15 protein-coding genes are annotated in these 19,566 nt (G+C 59.2%); 12 read left to right on the forward strand and 3 right to left on the reverse strand.

Translation table 11 applies throughout. From position 1 onward, the window contains the following. Positions 1-11 precede the first annotated feature (11 nt). From AAY24_RS01935 to tilS, 9 genes are all read left to right on the forward strand, one after another. On the forward strand, positions 12-530 hold the full coding sequence (locus AAY24_RS01935; RefSeq protein WP_234422229.1) for an OmpH/Skp family outer membrane protein: 519 nt from the start codon (positions 12-14) through the stop codon (positions 528-530). A gap of 9 nt (positions 531-539) precedes the next feature. Further along, positions 540-1,598 carry a UDP-3-O-(3-hydroxymyristoyl)glucosamine N-acyltransferase gene (lpxD, locus tag AAY24_RS01940; RefSeq protein WP_199930463.1) on the forward strand — a complete coding sequence of 353 codons (1,059 nt, stop codon included), beginning with the start codon at positions 540-542 and terminating at the stop codon, positions 1,596-1,598. An 87-nt stretch (positions 1,599-1,685) separates the two neighbouring features. Further along, a complete protein-coding gene (gene fabZ, locus AAY24_RS01945; RefSeq protein WP_082116986.1) occupies positions 1,686-2,126 on the forward strand; it encodes a 3-hydroxyacyl-ACP dehydratase FabZ in 441 nt (146 codons plus the stop codon). Next, positions 2,123-2,893: an acyl-ACP--UDP-N-acetylglucosamine O-acyltransferase gene (gene lpxA, locus AAY24_RS01950; RefSeq protein WP_046858251.1), complete on the forward strand. Its 771-nt coding sequence runs from the start codon at positions 2,123-2,125 to the stop codon at positions 2,891-2,893. Before fabZ ends, lpxA begins: the two co-directional genes overlap by 4 nt. Positions 2,894-2,999: 106 nt before the next feature. Further along, the gene (lpxB, locus tag AAY24_RS01955) at positions 3,000-4,157 is read left to right on the forward strand and encodes a lipid-A-disaccharide synthase (protein WP_046858252.1); all 1,158 of its coding nucleotides are present in this window, start codon (positions 3,000-3,002) and stop codon (positions 4,155-4,157) included. Continuing rightward, positions 4,154-4,732, forward strand: a complete 579-nt coding sequence (gene rnhB / locus AAY24_RS01960; protein WP_046858253.1) for a ribonuclease HII — start codon at positions 4,154-4,156, stop codon at positions 4,730-4,732. Before lpxB ends, rnhB begins: the two co-directional genes overlap by 4 nt. A gap of 206 nt (positions 4,733-4,938) precedes the next feature. Beyond that, entirely contained in the window at positions 4,939-8,505 is a 3,567-nt protein-coding gene (gene dnaE, locus AAY24_RS01965; protein WP_046858254.1) for a DNA polymerase III subunit alpha, read from the forward strand. Between the two features lie 120 nt (positions 8,506-8,625). Further along, complete coding sequence (accA, locus tag AAY24_RS01970) at positions 8,626-9,582, forward strand: acetyl-CoA carboxylase carboxyl transferase subunit alpha (protein WP_046858255.1); 957 nt, start codon at positions 8,626-8,628, stop codon at positions 9,580-9,582. Between the two features lie 189 nt (positions 9,583-9,771). Beyond that, positions 9,772-11,133 carry a tRNA lysidine(34) synthetase TilS gene (gene tilS, locus AAY24_RS01975; RefSeq protein ID WP_052761000.1) on the forward strand — a complete coding sequence of 454 codons (1,362 nt, stop codon included), beginning with the start codon at positions 9,772-9,774 and terminating at the stop codon, positions 11,131-11,133. Positions 11,134-11,290: 157 nt separating this feature from the next. Here the strand turns inward: tilS and AAY24_RS01980 are convergent, their stop codons facing one another. Beyond that, the gene (locus AAY24_RS01980) at positions 11,291-12,337 is read right to left on the reverse strand and encodes a cyclic nucleotide-binding domain-containing protein (protein ID WP_046858256.1); all 1,047 of its coding nucleotides are present in this window, start codon (positions 12,335-12,337) and stop codon (positions 11,291-11,293) included. A gap of 155 nt (positions 12,338-12,492) precedes the next feature. Here AAY24_RS01980 and prfB point away from each other — a divergent pair. Continuing rightward, positions 12,493-13,591 (forward strand): peptide chain release factor 2 gene (gene prfB, locus AAY24_RS01985; RefSeq protein WP_199930464.1). Its coding sequence is split into 2 segments (ribosomal slippage): positions 12,493-12,567 and positions 12,569-13,591, totalling 1,098 coding nucleotides; the frame shifts between segments, so codons are not numbered across the junction. Between the two features lie 184 nt (positions 13,592-13,775). After that, entirely contained in the window at positions 13,776-15,272 is a 1,497-nt protein-coding gene (gene lysS, locus AAY24_RS01990; protein ID WP_046858257.1) for a lysine--tRNA ligase, read from the forward strand. 93 nt (positions 15,273-15,365) lie between these two features. Here the strand turns inward: lysS and AAY24_RS01995 are convergent, their stop codons facing one another. Continuing rightward, positions 15,366-16,199, reverse strand: a complete 834-nt coding sequence (locus tag AAY24_RS01995; RefSeq protein ID WP_046858258.1) for an HDOD domain-containing protein — start codon at positions 16,197-16,199, stop codon at positions 15,366-15,368. Between the two features lie 149 nt (positions 16,200-16,348). Beyond that, positions 16,349-17,380 (reverse strand): CAF17-like 4Fe-4S cluster assembly/insertion protein YgfZ, encoded by a 1,032-nt coding sequence (gene ygfZ, locus AAY24_RS02000; protein WP_046858259.1) that lies wholly within the window; start codon positions 17,378-17,380, stop codon positions 16,349-16,351. Between the two features lie 285 nt (positions 17,381-17,665). On the opposite strand from ygfZ, the gene AAY24_RS02005 reads away from it, so the two are divergent. Then, positions 17,666-19,486, forward strand: a complete 1,821-nt coding sequence (locus AAY24_RS02005) for an RNB domain-containing ribonuclease (RefSeq protein ID WP_046858260.1) — start codon at positions 17,666-17,668, stop codon at positions 19,484-19,486. Positions 19,487-19,566: the final 80 nt, after the last annotated feature.

A 19,566-nucleotide genomic window follows, 5' to 3' on the forward strand; every position in this document is an offset into this window, starting at 1 on the left:
AGGAGATTAAGTTGAAGAAGTCAGTCTTAAGTATTCTTGCTGTTTTACTGTTCGGCCTGGTTTCAGTAGCTGGTGCGGCCGATTTCAAAGTGGGCGTGGTAGACCTGAATAAAGTGATGGAGAAATCACCCCAGGCCGAGGCGATCAGCAATACTCTGAAGAAGGAGTTTCAGGCGCGGGATCAGGATCTGATTGCCAAGGCGAAGCAGCTGAAGCAGCTTGAAGAGAAACTGGCCCGTGATGCGGCAGTGATGAGCACGGAAGAGGCCAAGCGGCTGGAGAACGATATTCGCTCCCGACGTCGACAGCTGACCAATGCCCGGGCGGAGTTTCGGGAAGATGCCAATCTGCGCCGGAATGAGGCGGTCAATCGTCTGCTGCGAAAGGTTGGCGAAGTGGTCAGCCAGATCGGTGAAGAGGAGCAGGTTGACCTGATTCTCACCGATGGGGTGGCTTATTTCAATAAACGGGTCGATCTGACTAATAAGGTTCTGCAACGCCTTGAAGAGCTGCACAGTAGCTCTAAATAGGATCGGCCGGTGAACAGCGAAGTGTTTCGCCTCGCCGATTTGGCGGCGCGTGTCGGGGCCGAACTGCTGGGCGATGGCGAGGTGCGGATCACCCATGCCGACACCATTCAGGATGCCACTGAAGGTGCGATCTGCTTTCTCGCCAACAGCAAATATCGCCACTATCTGCCCACCACCGGGGCGTCGGCGGTTATCCTGCGTCGGGAAGATGCCGCCCAGGCCCAGGTTGCGGGACTGATTTCAGACAATCCCTATCTCACCTATGCCCGGGTGGCTTCTCTGCTCTACCCGGTGGCCGATATGGCCGGTGGCGTGCATGCGTCTGCTGTAGTTGACCCGGATGCCCGGATCGACCCAAGTGCCTGGGTTGGTCCCTGCGCCGTGATTGGTAAAAATGTCGAGCTGCAGGCTGGCGTGCGGGTCGGTCCCGGCTGTGTGGTGGAGGATGCCAGTGTCATTGGGGAAAACAGCCGGCTGGTGGCCAATGTCACCATCTGCTCCGGTACGGTGATCGGCAAACGGGTGCTGATACATCCGGGCGCGGTTATCGGCAGTGACGGGTTCGGTAATGCCAACGACCGCGGCGCCTGGGTAAAAGTGCCCCAGATCGGTATTGTCCGGGTGGGTGATGATGTGGAGATCGGTGCCAACACCACTGTTGACCGTGGCGCTTTGCGGGATACGGTGATCGGGGAGGGGGTCCGGCTGGATAACCAGATCCAGATCGCCCATAACGTGCAGATCGGAGCGCACACCGCCATTGCCGGATGTGCCGGGATAGCCGGTTCCACCTCGATCGGCAAATACTGCACCCTGGGTGGTGGCGTGGGTATTTCCGGTCATCTGGAAATTGGTGACAATGTGCACTTTTCCGGCCAATCGCTGGTTACCCGCTCCTTCAAGGAACCCGGGTACTACAGCGGTAACCTGCCAGCTGTCCCGAATAGTGACTGGCGCAAAACCATCGCCCGGATCCGGCGCCTGGAAAGTGTCATGCAACGTCTGAGCGCGCTGGAAAAGCAGGTTATGAACCAAAATACCGATAATGATGCTGCTGAGCAGGACTGACCCTCTGCGTGTGCGGCTTATTTAATAACTTTTAATCTTGATCGCTGCTTTACTGGGGCAGCGGCAGGGGGAGTCATTTTGACTACAATGGATATCAATAAGGTGCTGTCACTGCTGCCGCATCGCTACCCGTTTCTCCTGATCGACCGCGTACTCGAATTCGAGAAGGATAGCCGATTGCTGGCGCTGAAAAATGTCACCTATAACGAGCCGTTTTTTAACGGCCATTTCCCCATCAGGCCGGTGATGCCCGGTGTACTGATTGTGGAGGCGATGGCGCAGGCCACGGGTTTGCTGGCCATGGAGTCGAACCCGGATACGGTGAATGACTCCACGGTCTATCTGTTCGTGGGCATTGACAAGGCGCGTTTCAGACGGCCGGTGGAGCCGGGGGATCAACTCCTGCTGGAAGTGAACCAGGAGTCGATCAAACGCGGTATTGGTAAATTTTCATGTAGCGCTAAAGTCGATGGACAGATAGCCGCTACTGCTGAAATCATGTGTACTGCCAGGGATTTTGCTCCTTGATTGATCCAAAAGCGCTCATTGATCCTGCTGCTGAACTGGATGAAGGGGTTTCGGTCGGACCCTTCTCCGTGGTTGGCGCCGGTGTCCGGATTGGCCGGGGAACCCGTATCGGTCCCCATGCCGTCATCAAGGGCCCGACCACCATTGGGCAGGATAACCAGATTTTTCAGTTTGCTTCGGTGGGTGAAGATCCGCAGGATAAAAAATATGCGGGTGAAGAGACGCGCCTGGAGATTGGCGATCGCAACGTGATCCGTGAATTCACCACCATCAATCGGGGTACTGCCCAGGACGCGGTGGCCACCCGGATCGGTAATGACAATCTGTTGATGGCCTATACCCATGTGGCCCACGACTGCCAACTGGGGGACCATATCATCATGGCCAACGCCGCCTCTCTGGGGGGGCATGTGGTTATTGGTGACTGGGCCATACTGGGCGGATTTACCATGGCCCATCAGTTTTCCCATATCGGTGCGCACAGCTTCTGTGCCATGGGTTCGGTGATCAACAAGGATATCCCGCCCTACATTACAGTAAGTGGACATCCGGCCAGAACCTGCGGTATCAACTCGGAAGGACTGCGCCGCCGGAGTTTCAGCAGCGAGACGATTCAGCAGATCAAACGGGGCTATAAGATCATTTACAAGCAGCAGCATACTATCGAAGAAGCGCTGGTGGCCCTGCGGGAGCTTGCACAGGAGTGTACGGAGATCGGGCTCTATATCGATTTTCTGGAGCGGAGCGAGCGGGGCATTGCCCGCTGACCCGAATAGTCCCGTATTGATGCTGGGCCCCTACGCTCCAGCCCGGCTTGGCCCTATCTGATACTTAAACCCCCGACCTTCGAACCCATAACTGAATCAACTCATCATGCTGAAAGTTGGAATCGTTGCCAATGAGCCCTCAGGCGACCTGCTGGGTGCCGGAGTAATCCGGGAGATCAGGCAGCGCTATCCGGATGCCCAGTTTGTGGGGGTGGGCGGGCCGCTCATGATCGCGCAGGGCTGTCAAAGCCTGTTCTCCATGGAGCGGCTGTCGGTGATGGGGCTGATAGAGGTGTTGAAACATCTCCCCGAGCTGCTGTCCCTGCGTAAACAGTTGATTAACCATTTTCGCCAGGATCCGCCGGATGTGTTTATCGGTATTGATGCACCGGATTTTAACCTGGGTCTGGAAACCGCACTGAAAAAAGCCGGGATTCCCACTGTCCACTACGTCAGTCCCACGGTCTGGGCCTGGCGTCCGGGGCGGGTCAAGAAGATCCGCGCCGCAGTGGACCTGATGCTGAGTATTTTTCCATTTGAAACCGATTTTCTTGAACAGCATCAGGTGCCGGTTCAATACGTGGGCCATCCCCTGGCGGACGAGATTCCGCTGGAGAACGATCGTTCCGCGGCCCGGGAGCAGTTGGGGGTGAGCGATAAACCCCACGTGGTCGCCATGCTTCCGGGCAGTCGAATGGGGGAGGTCCAGGCGCTGGCGGCCACTTTTATTCAGGCCGCTTCTCAGCTGACAGAGCGTTATCCCGACATCCATTTCCTGGTGCCGTTGATTAATCAGCGTACCCGGGAGGCGTTCGAGGTGATCCTCCATCGCGAGGCGCCGGACCTGCCGGTTACCCTGATTGACGGGCAGGCCAGGGACGTGATGACCGCCGCCGATGTGGTGCTGACCGCCTCCGGTACCGCCACTTTGGAGGCTCTGCTGCTGGGGCGGGCCATGGTGGTGGCCTATCGGCTCAATGGGCTGACCTACTGGATTGTTAACCGCTTCAACCTGGTCAGGATACCCTACGTGGCGATGGCCAACCTGTTGGCCGGGGAGGCGTTGGCGCCGGAGTTTATCCAGCATGCGGCCACACCCGGCGCGTTGGCGGATGCCCTGAGTGAGTTGATCGAATCACCCGCACGGATCAAACAGATTCAGCAGCGTTATCAGCAGCTGCACCGGCAACTGCAACAGGACTCCAGTCGCAAGGCGGCAGAGGCGGTATTGTCCCTGATTAACCGGGACCGGGAGCATTTATGACGACCTTGATGCGTATCGCCGGCGTGGACGAGGTGGGTCGGGGTCCGCTGGCCGGCCCGGTGGTGGCGGCTGCCGTTATACTGGATCCGGATCACCCCATCGAGGGGCTGGCGGATTCCAAAAAACTGAGCGAGAAACGGCGCGAGGAATTGGCGCTGGTGATCCGGAAGCGGGCACTCTGCTGGGCCCTGGGGCGGGCGGAAGTGGCGGAAATCGACCGGCTCAATATACTCCATGCCAGCCTGCTGGCCATGCGGCGGGCCGTTGAGGCCCTTGTTGTACCTCCCGATCACGCCCTGATCGACGGCAATCGCTGTCCCGAACTGCCCTGCAGTGCAGAAGCGATTGTGGGTGGCGATGCCAGTGAAGCGTCCATCAGCGCTGCCTCGATCCTGGCCAAGGTGGCCCGGGATCAGGAGATGGTGCAGCTGGACCGGCAGTATCCCGGTTATGGTCTGGCCAGGCATAAGGGTTATCCGACCAAGTTCCATGTGGCGGCGCTGCTGGAGCTTGGGGTCAGTCCGATCCATCGACGCTCGTTTGGCCCGGTCAGGAAGCTGTTGCAGGGTGACTAGGGGCGCAGAGCCAGCGGTGTGAGGGGAAGGCCGGCATACCAGGGCCGTTATTACTGGTGGGACCGACCTGCCCGGGACAAACATGATTCCGATCTGAAAAAACCATCACCCAGTGGGTTACAATACAACGCTATGATCATTAGCCAGCACAGCCAGTTTTCACGGCCGAAGGCCGCCCGTCCGGGTGTGTCACTGGGAATTGCCGCATGAATCCAGTTTTTATCCATCTGCGTGTCCACTCTGAATACTCCCTGGTAGATGGGCTGGTGCGGATCAAGCCGCTGGTGGCCCGGGTCGCTGAGCTGGGCATGCCGGCAGTGGCCATGACGGATCAGTCTAACCTGTTCTCCCTGGTCAAGTTTTACAAGGCATCGATCGCGGCCGGGGTGAAGCCGATCAGTGGTGTGGATGTCTGGATACGGGATCCGGAGGATCCCAATACCCCGTTTCGTCTGCTGCTGCTGGTGCAGAATCCCCGGGGCTATCGCAACCTCACCTGCCTGGTATCGCGGAGTTATCGGGAGGGCCAGCACCTGGGCAAGGCGATGCTGGAAGCGGACTGGTTCACCCGAGAGAGCTGTGAAGGTTTGATCGCCCTGTCCGGTGGCCGGGCCGGGGATGTGGGTCGGGCCCTGCTGACCGGCCACACGACGGACGCGGAGCAGCGCCTGCGCCATTGGCTCGATCTGTTTGGCGACCGTTACTATCTGGAGCTGCATCGTACCGGACGGGAAGGGGAGGAGCGCTGTCTCCATGCCAGTGTGGATCTGGCCAGTCGCCTGGATGTACCGGTGGTGGCCACTAACGATGTACGCTTTCTCACCCCGGATGATTTCGAGGCGCACGAGGTGCGGGTCTGCATCCATGAAGGACGCACGCTGGATGATTCCAGACGACCCAAACACTTCAGCCGGGAGCAGTATCTGCGCACTCCGCAGGAGATGGCGGAGCTGTTCGCCGATATCCCGGAAGCGCTGGAGAACAGCGTGGAGATTGCGCGGCGCTGCAATATCGAACTGACGCTGGGCAAAAACTTTCTGCCCGATTTCCCCATCCCCGACAATATGACCATCGAGGAGTACTTCTCCCGGGAGTCAAAGCGTGGTCTGGAACAGCGGCTGGAGATCATCCTGGATCGCACCGCCCCCGACTATGCTGAGCGGCGCAAGGTCTATGATGACCGTCTCCAGGTCGAGCTGGATGTGATCAACCAGATGGGCTTCCCCGGCTACTTCCTGATCGTGGCGGACTTTATCCAGTGGGCCAAGGATAATGGTATTCCGGTCGGGCCGGGGCGTGGCTCTGGCGCCGGCTCCATCGTTGCCTATGCCCTGAAGATCACCGATCTGGACCCGATCGAACACGATCTGCTGTTCGAACGATTCCTCAATCCGGAGCGTGTCTCCATGCCCGACTTTGATGTCGACTTCTGCATGGATAACCGGGACCGGGTGATCGACTATGTGGCGCGCAAATATGGCCGTGATTCGGTCTCCCAGATCATCACCTACGGCTCCATGGCGGCCAAGGCGGTAGTCAGGGACGTGGGGCGCGTACTGGGTCATCCCTACGGGTTTACTGACCGTATCGCCAAGATGATCCCGTTTGAGATCGGCATGACCCTGAAAAAGGCCCTGGAGGAGAGCGAGGATCTGGCGGCCGCCTACCGTGATGAGGAGGAGGTGACCCAGCTGATCGACATGGCGAAGAAGCTGGAAGGGGTGGCCCGGAATGCCGGCAAGCATGCCGGTGGTGTGGTGATTGCACCGGGCCTGCTGACCGACTTCACCCCGCTTTACTGTGAGCCGGGGGGGGATAACCTGGTCACCCAGTTCGACAAGGATGACGTGGAGCAGGTGGGCCTGGTGAAGTTCGACTTCCTGGGGCTGCGCACGCTCACCATCGTGGACTGGGCTTTGAAAACAGTCAATCGCAAGCGCGCCGAACAGGGCCAGGAGCCGGTGGATATCAGCCTGATCCCCATGGATGATCCGGAGGCGTTCGCCCTGCTGAAAAGGTGCGAAACCACAGCGGTGTTCCAGCTGGAATCCCGTGGTATGAAGGAGCTGATCAAGAAGCTTAAGCCGGACTGTTTCGATGACATCACCGCCCTGGTGGCCCTGTTCCGCCCCGGACCGCTGCAATCGGGTATGGTGGATGACTTCATCGCCCGTAAGCATGGAGAGCAGGAGGTGGTCTATCCACACCCGGATCTGGAGCCGATCCTGCGCTCCACCTACGGGGTGATCCTGTACCAGGAGCAGGTGATGCAGATCGCCCAGGTGCTGGCCGGCTACTCCCTGGGCGGCGCCGATCTGCTGCGGCGCGCCATGGGTAAGAAAAAGCCTGAGGAGATGAAGAAGCAGGGTGAGATCTTCCGGGCCGGCGCCGTGGCGCGGGGCGTGGACGAGGATGTGGCCACCTACATCTTCGACCTGATGGAGAAGTTCGCCGGCTACGGTTTCAACAAGTCCCACTCCGCCGCCTATGCCCTGGTCTCTTACCAGACCATGTGGCTCAAGGCACACTACCCGTCGGCCTTCATGGCTGCGGTCCTGTCCGCCGATATGGACTCCACCGACAAGGTGGTGACACTGATCGAAGAGTGTCGCAGCATGGATCTGGTGGTCAATCCGCCCCACGTGAACTACTCCGAGTATATGTTCACCGTAGGGAAAGAGAATGAGGTGATCTACGGCCTGGGTGCCATCAAGGGAGTGGGCGAGTCGGCCATCGAGAGCATTATCGAGGCCCGGCAGTCAGGTGGCCCGTTCCGGGATATTTTCGAATTCTGTCGCCGTATCGACCAGCGCAAAGTGAATCGCCGGGTGCTGGAGTCCCTGCTTCGGGCCGGTGCGCTGGACGAACTCGGCGCCAATCGCGCCAGTCTCATGAACCAGTTGCCGCTGGCGCTGAAAATGGCCGAGCAGCATCACGCCAGCCAGGCGGCCGGGCAGGAGGATCTGTTCGGTATCGCTGCGCCGGAGCCCCAGGTGGCTGCGCCGGGCCAGATGGTCCCGGAGGATTGTGAGGAGTGGGAAGACGAGATCCGCCTGCAGGGTGAGAAGGAGACCCTGGGTCTCTACCTCACCGGCCATCCGATTGATCGTTACGTGCCGGAGATGGGCGGCTTGGGTATCACCCGGATCGGCAACCTGGCGCTGGAGGGCGGTACGGAGGGCGGCGGCTATCAACGGCGTTCCAAGCAGCGGGTGATCGTGGCTGGACTGGCCCTCTCGGTGAGCCATCGGCAGACCCAGCGTGGTCGAATGGGTACGGTGATCCTGGACGATCGCAGTGGCAGGATCGAGATCACCCTGTTTTCCGATGCTTACGAGTCATTCAAGGAGCAACTGGTCAGTGACCGGATTCTCCTGGTGGCGGGTAATCTGAATTATGATGAGTATCGCGGCGGCCTGAGTATTCGGGTTGACCAGGTGATGGAGTTCCAGCAGGCGCGGGAGCTGAATGCAGCCGCTCTGCGGCTCAGCTGGGATCACCGGTTGCTGTCGGAAAAACGGCTGACGGCCGACACTTTTGCCCAACAACTGGGTGGCATACTGGAACCCCACAAGGGGGGATTGTGTGATATTCAGTTCTGTTACCGTGGGCAGAGTGCCCAGGGCACGCTGAACTGCGATGAGCAGTGGCGTGTGCACCCAACCGATGAGCTGTTGCGGCAACTTTCCCGTCTGCTGGGCCAGGAGTCAGTAGAGGTGGTTTATGCCCGGGGCCGGGTGCCGGAGCGGACGCAGGCTGTCGCGTCGCTCTGACCAGTTTCCTGCAGGTGTTGGCGCCCATCCAGTGGACCTGTCACCTGTTGGTCGGAAGCCGCTACCGTCAGATGGCTCCCTGACCTGTTCTATCCAAACTTAATCCGGTATATTTCGCAAATGGACATGAATTTTCTTGAATTTGAACAACCCATTGCCGAACTCGAGGCGAAGATCGAAGAGTTGCGTCTGGTCGGCAATGATAACGAGATCAATATCCAGGACGAGATTACCCGTCTGGAGAACAAGAGCAAGTCGCTGACCGAGTCGCTCTATCAGAACCTGAAGCCGTGGCAGATTGCCCAGGTAGCGCGCCATCCTCTGCGCCCCTATCTGCTCAACTATATCGAATACATATTTGATGACTTCCACGAGATGCATGGTGACCGGGCCTTCGCCGACGATCATGCCATCGTCGGGGGGGTGGCCCGTATCGACGGCCGGCCGGTAATGATTATTGGTCACCAGAAGGGGCGGGATACCAAGGAGAAGCTGTTCCGAAACTTTGGCATGCCGCGTCCCGAGGGCTACCGCAAGGCGCTGCGCCTGATGGAGACTGCAGAACGTTTCAAACTGCCGGTTCTCACCTTTATCGATACCCCCGGGGCCTATCCGGGCATCGGCGCGGAAGAGCGCGGTCAGAGTGAAGCGATTGCGAAAAACCTGCTGGTGATGTCCGGGCTGAAAACCCCTATAGTCTGCACCGTGATGGGAGAAGGGGGGTCCGGTGGCGCGCTGGCCATCGGCGTGGGTGATCGACTGATGATGCTGGAGTACAGCACCTATTCGGTGATCTCGCCGGAAGGGTGTGCCTCGATTCTCTGGAAGAGTGCCGACAAGGCGCCCCTGGCAGCCGAGGCGATGGCCATCACCTCGGATCGTCTGAAAGAGCTGGGCCTGATCGATGCCATTATTCCGGAGCCACCCGGTGGTGCGCACCGGGACCCGCAAGCCGCCGCCAGTAACATCAAGGCCGTACTCCTTGAGTCGTTGCAGGAGCTTGATGAGAAACCGATGGAACAGTTGCTGGAAGAGCGTTATCAGCGCCTGATGGGATACGGGGCCTTCCAGAGCTGATCCGGCCTTGCCGGCTGAATGGGGTAGCGGCATTCTGCGGGCATGATTCCTGACCACCGGACAACCACAGCAGGTTGTCCCAGGGGCTGTCCCGACTACAGATGCGGGGCAGCGCAGTACCCCAGTCAGCGGAAACTGCCAATTCGTCATTGAAGCTGTTCTCACGGCTGCTTCGGAGCTTATCCAGTCATGTCGTTCAGCCCCGATCATCTGCTCAATAGCCTGCGCAACCTCTCCACACCCAGCGGATACCTGGTCGGTTTCAGCGGCGGCATGGACTCCCATGTCCTGCTGCACGCTCTTGCCCAGCTGGGTGATCGCCTGTCGGCTCCGCTCCGGGCGATCCATATCGATCACGGCCTGCAGGCCAGCTCAAGTGACTGGCACCGGCACTGCGAGGCGGTCTGCCGGGATCTGGATATTCCACTGGTAAGCTTCTCCCTGGAGTTAAAGCCAATCAAGGGTGAGAGCCTGGAGAACGTTGCACGGCAGGCCCGTTATGGCGTGCTGGCGGAACAGATCCACCGCGATGAAATGTTGCTCACCGCCCACCATCAGGATGACCAGGCGGAGACCCTGTTGTTGCAACTGTTACGCGGAGCCGGTTTGAGCGGTCTGGCGGCCATGCCGATGCTGAGCCCATTCGATAAAGGCATGCATGCCAGGCCGTTACTGGATGTCAGCCGCGATGAGTTACTTCAATATGCCACCCGGAACCACTTGCAGTGGATCGAGGATGGCAGTAATCAGGATACGGAATTTGATCGGAATTACCTGAGGCATAAAGTGATTCCACTGCTCAAGTCGCGCTGGCCGGCGACTACCCGGACCCTGTCCCGCAGCGCCCGCCACTGTGCCGAGGCGGATCAGCTGATTGCCGGCTTGCTGAGCGAGCAACTCAACCAGATCCGGGGTCAGCAGGATGGATCGCTATCCATATCGGCACTGAATGCGCTGCCAACCGATCAACAGGGGGCCCTGTTGCGGCTCTGGATCGGACAGGCCGGCTTCACTCTTCCGTCAGCCGCCGTTCTGAAACGGATCATCAGTGAGGTGTTAGGTGCACGCCCGGACCGGAATCCCCTGGTTACCTGGTCCGGGGCAGAAGTCAGACGTTACCGGGATGCCCTTTACCTGATGTCGCCGCTGCCGGCGTTTGATTCAGTGCCATCCCTGGTCTGGCGTGGCGAATCGGAACTGATGCTGCCGGCAGGTCTGGGCCGGTTGCAATTCCACACCGGCGAGGAGGGGGGAACCGGTTTGGCGGCCTCCGGGGTCTGCCGTATCACTTTTCGTCGGGGCGGTGAGATCTGCCGTCCCCTGGGCCGGGGCCAGAGTAAGCGGCTGAAACAGCTGCTGCAGGGGGCCGGGGTGTTCCCCTGGATGCGGGATCGGATACCGTTACTGGAAATCGATGGTGAGATTGCCGAGGTCATCGGGGTGTGCCGTTGTGAGCCGGTGCTGCGGGATAGTCTGTTGCGGCGACTGAACATAACATGGGATTGTCCGCAGCCCTGGATGGGCGCCACAACAGTTAATAAACCGGTTTAAATAGTCGACAAAAAGTCAGTTGTCAAAGCAGGTTACGCTAATTTCCTACCGGCCAGTCGAGGTGATGAGCTGCAGCTGGTGGGTTCGTGGCCAAGTCCACAGGAGCGATCGAGCAGGGCGAGCCGGCGCAACACTGTCCGGTTGTACGAAGCTGCTGTCAGCTGCGAATGGCGGAGAGACCACCCTCCAGCACGTAGACATCAAACCCCTGCTGACTCAACAGAAATGCGCAGGTTGCGCTGCGCTGCCCGGAGTCGCAATAGACAATATATTGTTTGCTCTTGTCCAGTTCGGGAATCGCACCCCGCAGCTGGTTCTGGGGGATGTTGATACTGCCCCGCAATCCGTTATGCTCAAACTCCCGCCGGAATCGCACATCGATACGAACAGCCCCTTCGGCCGCCATCTTGACCAGGGTCGGGTAGTCGATCCATTGCAGCAGCGGGGCTTCCAGCAGCTGTAAAAAATCCTGCTTGGCAAGACGCATCAGCTTTCCGTTGGTCAGCATGGTGACATTGGCATTACGCACGGAATCACTGATCAGTGCCTCTTCCCCAAAACTGCTGCAGGGACCCAGTTCGGCCAGTACCACTTCACCGGTATCCGAGGGCAGGGTGACCTGGCAGCGACCCTGCTTGATGACGTAGTAGTAGTCACCCGGTTCACCGCTCTGCACAATCAGGTCTCCGGCCCGGGCCTGGATCTCTTCCATATGGGAGAACAGGTTCTGGATATTTGCTGCCGGCAGGCGCATGAAAGCGGTGGTCTGCATCATCGACATCATCCATTCGCTCTCTTCCGCATTGGGACCGGCGTCGGTATCGCTGCTGTTGTCGGCGGCAAACTCCGGCGAAAAGTGACCCCAGGCCAGCAAACGTTCCAGCAGTGCGGAGTCGAAGCGGACGATAGTGGCCGCCTGCGATACCACTACGCCACGGTAGTGCCGGGGTTTGCGGCTGGCCAATGCGTGCAGGCCCCGGTCCGAACCGGCCGAGACCAGAATCTCCTCCCCCTCGGCGGAGGTGAGGCAGACCTCGCCGGACATGAGAAAGATATTGTCCGGGTCAGTGTCCCCGATATTGAAAATCTGCTCGCCGTTCAGGTAGCGTTCCACCCTGGCGTGATCGGCCAGATAGAGGAGATTGTCCTCGTAGAGGGCATTAATCGGTATCAGCGTTCGGAATTTATTCAGATCCAGATCCATATGACATCCAGAATGGGTTCACCAGGATAGGGTTTACACTACGAGAATCGGCCCCCTTCGGCAAGGGGCATCGGTCAGGAGTGCGGAGTATCTACGGTTTCCGTGGATAGCCATTCTGGTGTAATATTCGGCCTCCGTTTCGTGCGAGGTAGACCATGCAGGATCTGAATCCCATCACTAATAAAATCAGTGAATTACGAGGGCGCTCCGAGTCCCTTAGGGGGTACCTTTGACTATGACAGCAAGCAGGAGCGTCTGACCGAGGTCCTGCGGGAACTTGAAGATCCCGATATTTGGGGGGATCCCGAGCACGCTCAGTCGCTCGGCAAGGAGCGCTCCGCCCTGGAGGCCATTGTGGTTACCCTGGATAGCCTCTCCAGTGGCCTGGACGATGCCAGTGACCTGCTGGAGATGGCTGTCGAAGAGGGCGATGATGAGGCCGTGGACTCGGTGGTGGCAGACCTGGAGACCTATGAGAAGCAGGTGGCGGAACTGGAGTTCCGGCGTATGTTCTCCGGTGAGATGGATGCCGCCAACGCCTTTCTGGATATCCAGGCCGGTTCCGGCGGAACCGAGGCGCAGGACTGGGCTGAAATGCTGTTGCGCATGTATCTGCGCTGGGGTGAACACCGGGGATTCAAGACCGACCTGATGGAGGTGTCGCCGGGCGAAGTGGCGGGTATCAAGTCGGCCACCATCCGTTTCGAGGGGGAGTTCGCTTTCGGCTGGCTGCGCACCGAGATCGGTGTCCACCGCCTGGTACGCAAATCACCGTTCGATTCCGGTAACCGGCGTCACACCTCTTTCGCCGCGGTGTTTGTGGCCCCGGAGATCGACGATTCGATCGAGATCGATATCAATCCGGCGGACCTGCGTATCGACGTCTACCGCGCCAGCGGCGCCGGTGGTCAGCACGTCAACCGAACCGAGTCGGCTGTCCGGATCACCCATAACCCGACCGGTATTGTGGTGCAGTGCCAGAATGACCGTTCCCAGCATAAGAACAAAGATCAGGCGATGAAACAGCTCAAGGCGAAACTCTACGAGCTGGAGATCCAGAAACGCAGCGCCGATCAACAGGTGCTTGAGGAGAGTAAATCCGATATCGGTTGGGGTAGTCAGATCCGCTCCTACGTGCTGGATCAATCCCGTATCAAGGATCTGCGCACCGGAGTGGAGACCGGCAATACCCAGGCCGTTCTGGATGGCGGACTGGATATTTTCCTTGAGGCGAGCCTGAAGAGCGGGCTCTGATTTTTAATCCATTTGGCCGGGACAAACAGCACTTCAGGCCGCAATTTGGCTTTGCCGATTCCTTTCCACTTGTGGGATCGTCCTCCGGTTTCGACCCGGTCGGCAGCATCATTGGTGATCGGCCTGTTTTTTATCAAGCGTTCGGCATGGGCCGGCGCAACGGAATAACCAACGAGTTTTAATCATGAGTGAACAGATCCAGGACGAAAACAAGCTGATTGCCCAGCGCCGCGAAAAGCTGGCCCAGATTCGCCAGCGGGGCAACGCCTTTCCCAACGACTTTCGGCGTAACGTGGTGGCCGGCGAGTTGCACGCGGAGTATGGCGAGAAGAGTGCCGAAGAGCTTGAGGATCTGGCTGTACGGGTGCAGGTGGCCGGTCGCCTGATGAGCCGCCGGATCATGGGCAAAGCCAGTTTTGCTCACCTGCAGGACATGTCTGGGCGGATCCAGCTGTTTATCCAGCGCGACGCGCTGCCAGAGGGGTATTACAACAATATCTTCAAGAAAGAGTGGGATGTGGGGGACATCATCGGTGCGGAGGGGCAGCTCTTCAAGACCAAGACCGGTGAGCTCTCGGTGCGCTGTGATAAGTTGGCCCTGCTGACCAAGTCGCTACGGCCGTTGCCGGAAAAGTTCCACGGTCTGACCGATCAGGAGCAGCGCTATCGCCAACGCTATCTGGATCTGATCATGAGCGAGTCTTCCCGGGACACTTTCCGTATGCGCACCCGCATGATCCAGTATATCCGTGACTATCTGAACCGGAGGGATTTCATGGAGGTGGAGACCCCCATGATGCAGGCCATTCCCGGCGGTGCAACTGCCCGGCCGTTCGTCACCCACCACAACGCCCTGGATATGGAACTGTTCCTGCGTATTGCCCCGGAGCTGTATCTGAAACGGCTGGTGGTGGGCGGTTTCGAGCGGGTCTACGAGATCAACCGTAATTTCCGCAACGAAGGACTCTCCACCCGGCACAATCCGGAATTCACCATGCTTGAGTTCTACCAGGCCTATGCCGATTACAATGACCTGATGGATCTCACCGAGGATATGTTGCGGGGTCTGGCGCGGGATATTCTGGGCGATACGGTGATCCAGTATCAGGGCGAGAGTTACGACTTTGGCCAGCCGTTCAGCCGTATGTCGGTGCGGGAGTCTATTCTCCACTTCAATCCGGATATCCGTCCCGAGCAGTTGGATGACCTGGAACAGGCGCGCGCCCTGGCTGACACCCTGGATATTCCCCTGAAGCCTGGTTATGGTCTGGGCAAGGTGCAGATCGAGATCTTTGAGAAGACCGTGGAGCATCGCCTGATGAATCCCACCTTCATTACCGCCTATCCCACCGAAGTGTCACCGCTGGCACGGCGCAACGATGAGGACCCGTTTGTTACCGACCGTTTCGAGTTCTTTGTCGGTGGCCGTGAGATTGCCAACGGATTCTCCGAGTTGAATGATGCCGAGGATCAGGCGGAACGCTTCCGTATGCAGGTGGAGGAGAAAGAGGCGGGGGACGATGAGGCGATGCACTTCGACGCCGACTATGTGCGTGCCCTGGAGCACGGCCTGCCACCCACCGCCGGTGAAGGTATCGGTATCGATCGGTTGGTGATGCTGTTTACCGACTCCCCGTCAATCCGGGATGTACTGCTGTTCCCGCACATGCGGGCGGAATAAGGGGGCAGCGGGTGGTGAATGGTCCGTGTCGGCGGCGTGGATGCCGACACGGGTTTACTTGATCATTGGACGGGGGGCTCTCTGTCTCCGGAACTAGCGAAAAGCGTCCTGTACGGATTCGATATCCTCCGCCACACCCTCGATCTCTATCAACTCCACTTCCGGATCCAGTCCCACTTTCTGGAAAGCCGGCACATTGATCCACTCCGCCATCCCGCCTGCGCTGTCAGCGGGTGCTGCCTGTAATCGGGAGACTATCACCACGTCGACATAATCGGCCTGGGGGCCGCTGTCATAGTTCAGGTTCTGCGCTTCGGCGGCGACTTTGACCAGGGTCTCCGGGAAGCCCCAGAATTTAAGAATCTGGGTGCCCACTTCAGCGGTCAGTTCAGTGACCATCTGATCCAGTGACGCCTCATCCTCCATCAGTTCCGGGAAAGATTCAGCCCAGGTGAGGACCGGCAGGGCACCAATGTTGTGGATCAGGCCGGCCAGCATGGCCTGTTCCCTGTCCAGGTGTGGCAGGTTCTGGGCCAGTACCCGACAGATGGCCGCGATCTCCACGCTCTGCTCCCACATGTCCCGTAACCGGGTGTCCAGGGCATCGGAAGTGGCCTGGAACATCTGCTGCATGGCCAGAGTGACCACCAGGCTGCGGACCAGTTTGTAGCCCAGCCGGGTAACCGCCATCTGAATGCTCTCGATGGGTACCCGACCGCGATAGAGCGGGCTGTTGGCGACCTGCAGGAGACGTGCGGAGAGTGCGGCATCAGTGACCACCATATCCGCAATCTCTTGCGCGCTGACGTTTTCCTGCTCGACCGCATCCCGCACTTTCAGGGCGACTTCGGGAAGTGTCGGCAGAGTGATCTTGTTCTCTTTGATGGCTGCCTGTAGCGATTCAAAAAATTCAGCTTTGCCGATCATATGTATTCTTCAGTCCCTTAGGTAGCAGCATCCACTGAGTCCGCCGGGTCGATTACCACCCGGTCAGGTTCAGTGGATGCCGCTGGTGTTGATATTAATTACTATAGCGGATAATCCGCCCGATACTTGAACAGTAAACTGCACTGGTTTCAGGCTTCCTCAAATCCGTAAGGAAGCGTAGAAGGGGTCAGTTTTGGTCCGCTGTCACCTTGCAGATGCAGATTGTTCTCTTCGAAACTCTTGATCTCGGCCACAACCAGAAGTTCAAAGCCCCCTTTTGGTGAGGGGCTGGCGTTGACCACCTTGCCGGCGCCCTGGCCGGAAGCACTGCCGGGTGCAAACAGCTCGTCGCCGGGCTGGGGTCTGGTATCGGAGTCCACGGAGGCCAGGTACATACGCCGTTTCAGCTTGCCCAGATATTTCATGCGGGCCACCACCTCCTGACCGGTGTAGCAGCCCTTGGTGAAGCTGACCCCATCAATCTGCTGCATGTTGGTCATCTGGGGTACAAAGGCCTCCACGGTCTGCTGGCGAACGGTGGGGATACCGGCGCGGATATCCAGAAGTGACCAGTAATCCCGATTGGCCGGTTGGCCCTCTTTTGCCAGCTCCTGCCAGAGGGTGGATATCCCCTCCGCTGTACCGCAGACCTGGAAACGGGCCGGCTCGCCGGGGACTCTGATCAGGGTAAGCTCGCCCTGCCGGGTCACTTCACCCGGTTGTGCCGGAACGTTCTCCACCTGCTTCCGCAACAGCGCCTCGGCGCAGTCACCGGCCAGGCCGATGCTAACCAGTTCGTCGCTGGCGTCGGTCACCTTGGCCTTGGCGATTAAAACAAACATGGGCAGACGTTTCAGAACCACGGCGTGTGTGTCCCGGGGCATCTGCAGGATGTAGTCATCCTGATGCAGGAAAATACGGAAGTTTGCCAGCATCCGGCCCTTCGGAGAGCAGTAGGCGCTGAGCTGGCTGTGTTGCGGAGTCACTTCACGGATGTCATTGGTGAACTGACCCTGCAGAAAGTCCCGGGCGTCCTCCCCGGATACCCGGATCAGTCCCAGGTGGGACAGATCGAACAGGGCGCAGGGGGGGAAAGGATCATCGCAGACGAAGCTGACTTCACCGTCCGCAGAGATCTGTGCTGACTGGGATTCAAGAAAGCTTTTCCACTGGCTATTCATGTTGCTGGGTCCTCGGGTGCCTGGGATGGGTTGTCCCATCGGGCTGCTGTATTGCTGAAGATGAATATATTCCCCTCGAATCAGCGCTGTAAACCGATCCGGGGTTGGGTCAACTGAATTTTTTCAGATCCAGCTGAGCAGAATCTGGTGCGTCAAAGGGTAACATACCGACTGCTCGGGGTCGCCACTCTCGATCTATGGATTTAACATTCGTGTCACCACACAACAGTCAATCATCCATTCTCGGTTTATACTCTGCTGCCGAGTAACAGAGATAGGAAGCACATGTCAGTTTTCAGAGCAGCAGCAGGTAGTTTGGCACTCTACAAGATTCGTCCCGCCCGGGTGGTCCAGGTCAGCGACAAGATCGATATTGACCTGGGAGGTGGCAAGAGCAAGCGGGTACGCCCCAAGGATATCGTGATTCTGCATCCGGGCCCGCTGGAGCGGCTCGAGGATCTGGTGGAACCGGCGGGTGAGCTGACCGAGGCCTGGGAGCTGCTGAATGGCGAGGAGACCAACCTGGAGGAGCTGGCATCGCTCATTTATGGCGAATTTACACCGGCCAGCGCCTGGGCGACCTGGACACGGGTGGCGGAAGGGCTCTATTTCGAAGGAAGTCCGGAGCAGATCCGCGCCCGCAGCCCGGAACAGGTGGCAGCCGATCAGCAGGAGCGGGAGGCCAAGGCTGCGGCGGAGCAGGCCTGGAACCAGTTCATTGCGCGGCTGGAGCGGGGAGCGATTGAGAGCGAGGACCGGGAACGGCTGGTGGAAGTGGAGAAGCTGGCCCTGGGGCTGAGCGAAAACAGCCGTATCCTGCAGTTGCTGGGTCACCAGGAGACCCCGGTCAATGCCCACCGCATGTTGGTTGGGGTGGGCTACTGGCCGGAGGAGCACAACCCGTATCCGCACCGTCAGCAGGTCACCTGTGAAGATCCCCGGCTGGGCCTGCCACCGCTGCCGGAGGAGTCCCGGGAGGACCTGACCGGATTGCCGGCGTTTGCCATCGACGACGAGGGGAGTGAAGATCCGGACGATGCCATCTCACTGGAGGGAGACCGCCTCTGGGTGCATGTTGCGGATGTGGCGGCCCTGATACCTCCCGACTCGGATATTGATCAGGAGGCACGCAGTCGTGGGGCTAATCTCTATCTGCCGGAACGCATTGTGCACATGTTGCCACCGCAGGCGACCCAGGTACTGGCGCTGGGTCTGCAACCGGTGTCACCGGCGTTATCCATCGGTATGCGGCTGGACGAAGCGGCGCGCATCAGCGATGTGAAGGTCTGCAAGAGTCTGGTCCGGGTAACCCGCCACTCCTATGGCGAAATCAACCAGCGCATGGACAGCGCGCCATTTGCCGCCATCAAGGCCCTCACGGATCGTTTTCGGGCACGTCGCCTCGCGGATGGCGCTACCAGTATCGATTTGCCCGAAGCCAGCGTCCGGGTGCGTGACGGGCAGGTCTGCATCCGCCCGCTGGCCCGTATGGCCAGCCGCGACATGGTCACCGAGGCGATGGTGATGGCCGGTGAAGCGATCGCAAATTACGCCCTGAGCCAGAACATCCCGGTGCCCTTCGCCATCCAGCCCGCGCCCGATAAGGTGGAGACCCCGGAGGGGCTGGCCGCCATGTACGCCTATCGCCGCAAGATGAAACCCTCCCGATCAAGCACCCAGGAGGGGGTGCATGCGGGGCTCGGACTGACCTGTTACACCCGGACCACCAGCCCGCTGCGCCGCTATCTCGATCTGGTGGTTCACCAGCAACTGCGTGCCCACCTGGATGGCCGGGAGCTGTTGTCGTTCAAGCAGGTGGGCGAGCGGATTGCCGCGGTGGAGCCGCTGAATGGGGCCATCCGGCGGGCCGAAAGACTCTCCAATACCCACTGGAAGCTGATCCATCTGAAACGCAATCCGACCTGGCAGGGTGAGGCGGTGGTGGTGGAGATGGAGAATAACCGGGCAACCCTGCTGATTCCGGAACTGGCCATGGAAACCAAGCTGCGGGTGCGCCAGGATCTGAAACTTGATAGTCGTCTCTCTGTGGCACTGCGGGAAGTGGATGTGGAGGATCAGGTGGTCTGGTTCCGGCCACTCGGTTAAACCGCCACAGGTCGAGATCGTGGTGGTGGGGAACCGTATCGGACTCGATCGGCCATCCCGCGTGGTGCGTTTCCGGCGGC

Source organism: Sedimenticola thiotaurini, assembly GCF_001007875.1.
Taxonomy (GTDB): domain Bacteria; phylum Pseudomonadota; class Gammaproteobacteria; order Chromatiales; family Chromatiaceae; genus Sedimenticola; species Sedimenticola thiotaurini.

Excerpts from the sequence above, each read along its gene's own strand:
- fabZ (WP_082116986.1), top strand. The coding sequence starts at position 1,686 with ATGGATATCAATAAGGTGCTGTCACTGCTGCCGCATCGCTACCCGTTT.
- ygfZ (WP_046858259.1), bottom strand. The coding sequence starts at position 17,380 with ATGAATAGCCAGTGGAAAAGCTTTCTTGAATCCCAGTCAGCACAGATC.
- accA (WP_046858255.1), top strand. The coding sequence starts at position 8,626 with ATGGACATGAATTTTCTTGAATTTGAACAACCCATTGCCGAACTCGAG.
- lysS (WP_046858257.1), top strand. The coding sequence starts at position 13,776 with ATGAGTGAACAGATCCAGGACGAAAACAAGCTGATTGCCCAGCGCCGC.
- AAY24_RS01980 (WP_046858256.1), bottom strand. The coding sequence starts at position 12,337 with ATGGATCTGGATCTGAATAAATTCCGAACGCTGATACCGATTAATGCC.
- lpxB (WP_046858252.1), top strand. The coding sequence starts at position 3,000 with ATGCTGAAAGTTGGAATCGTTGCCAATGAGCCCTCAGGCGACCTGCTG.
- dnaE (WP_046858254.1), top strand. The coding sequence starts at position 4,939 with ATGAATCCAGTTTTTATCCATCTGCGTGTCCACTCTGAATACTCCCTG.
- AAY24_RS02005 (WP_046858260.1), top strand. The coding sequence starts at position 17,666 with ATGTCAGTTTTCAGAGCAGCAGCAGGTAGTTTGGCACTCTACAAGATT.
- AAY24_RS01995 (WP_046858258.1), bottom strand. The coding sequence starts at position 16,199 with ATGATCGGCAAAGCTGAATTTTTTGAATCGCTACAGGCAGCCATCAAA.
- rnhB (WP_046858253.1), top strand. The coding sequence starts at position 4,154 with ATGACGACCTTGATGCGTATCGCCGGCGTGGACGAGGTGGGTCGGGGT.
- tilS (WP_052761000.1), top strand. The coding sequence starts at position 9,772 with ATGTCGTTCAGCCCCGATCATCTGCTCAATAGCCTGCGCAACCTCTCC.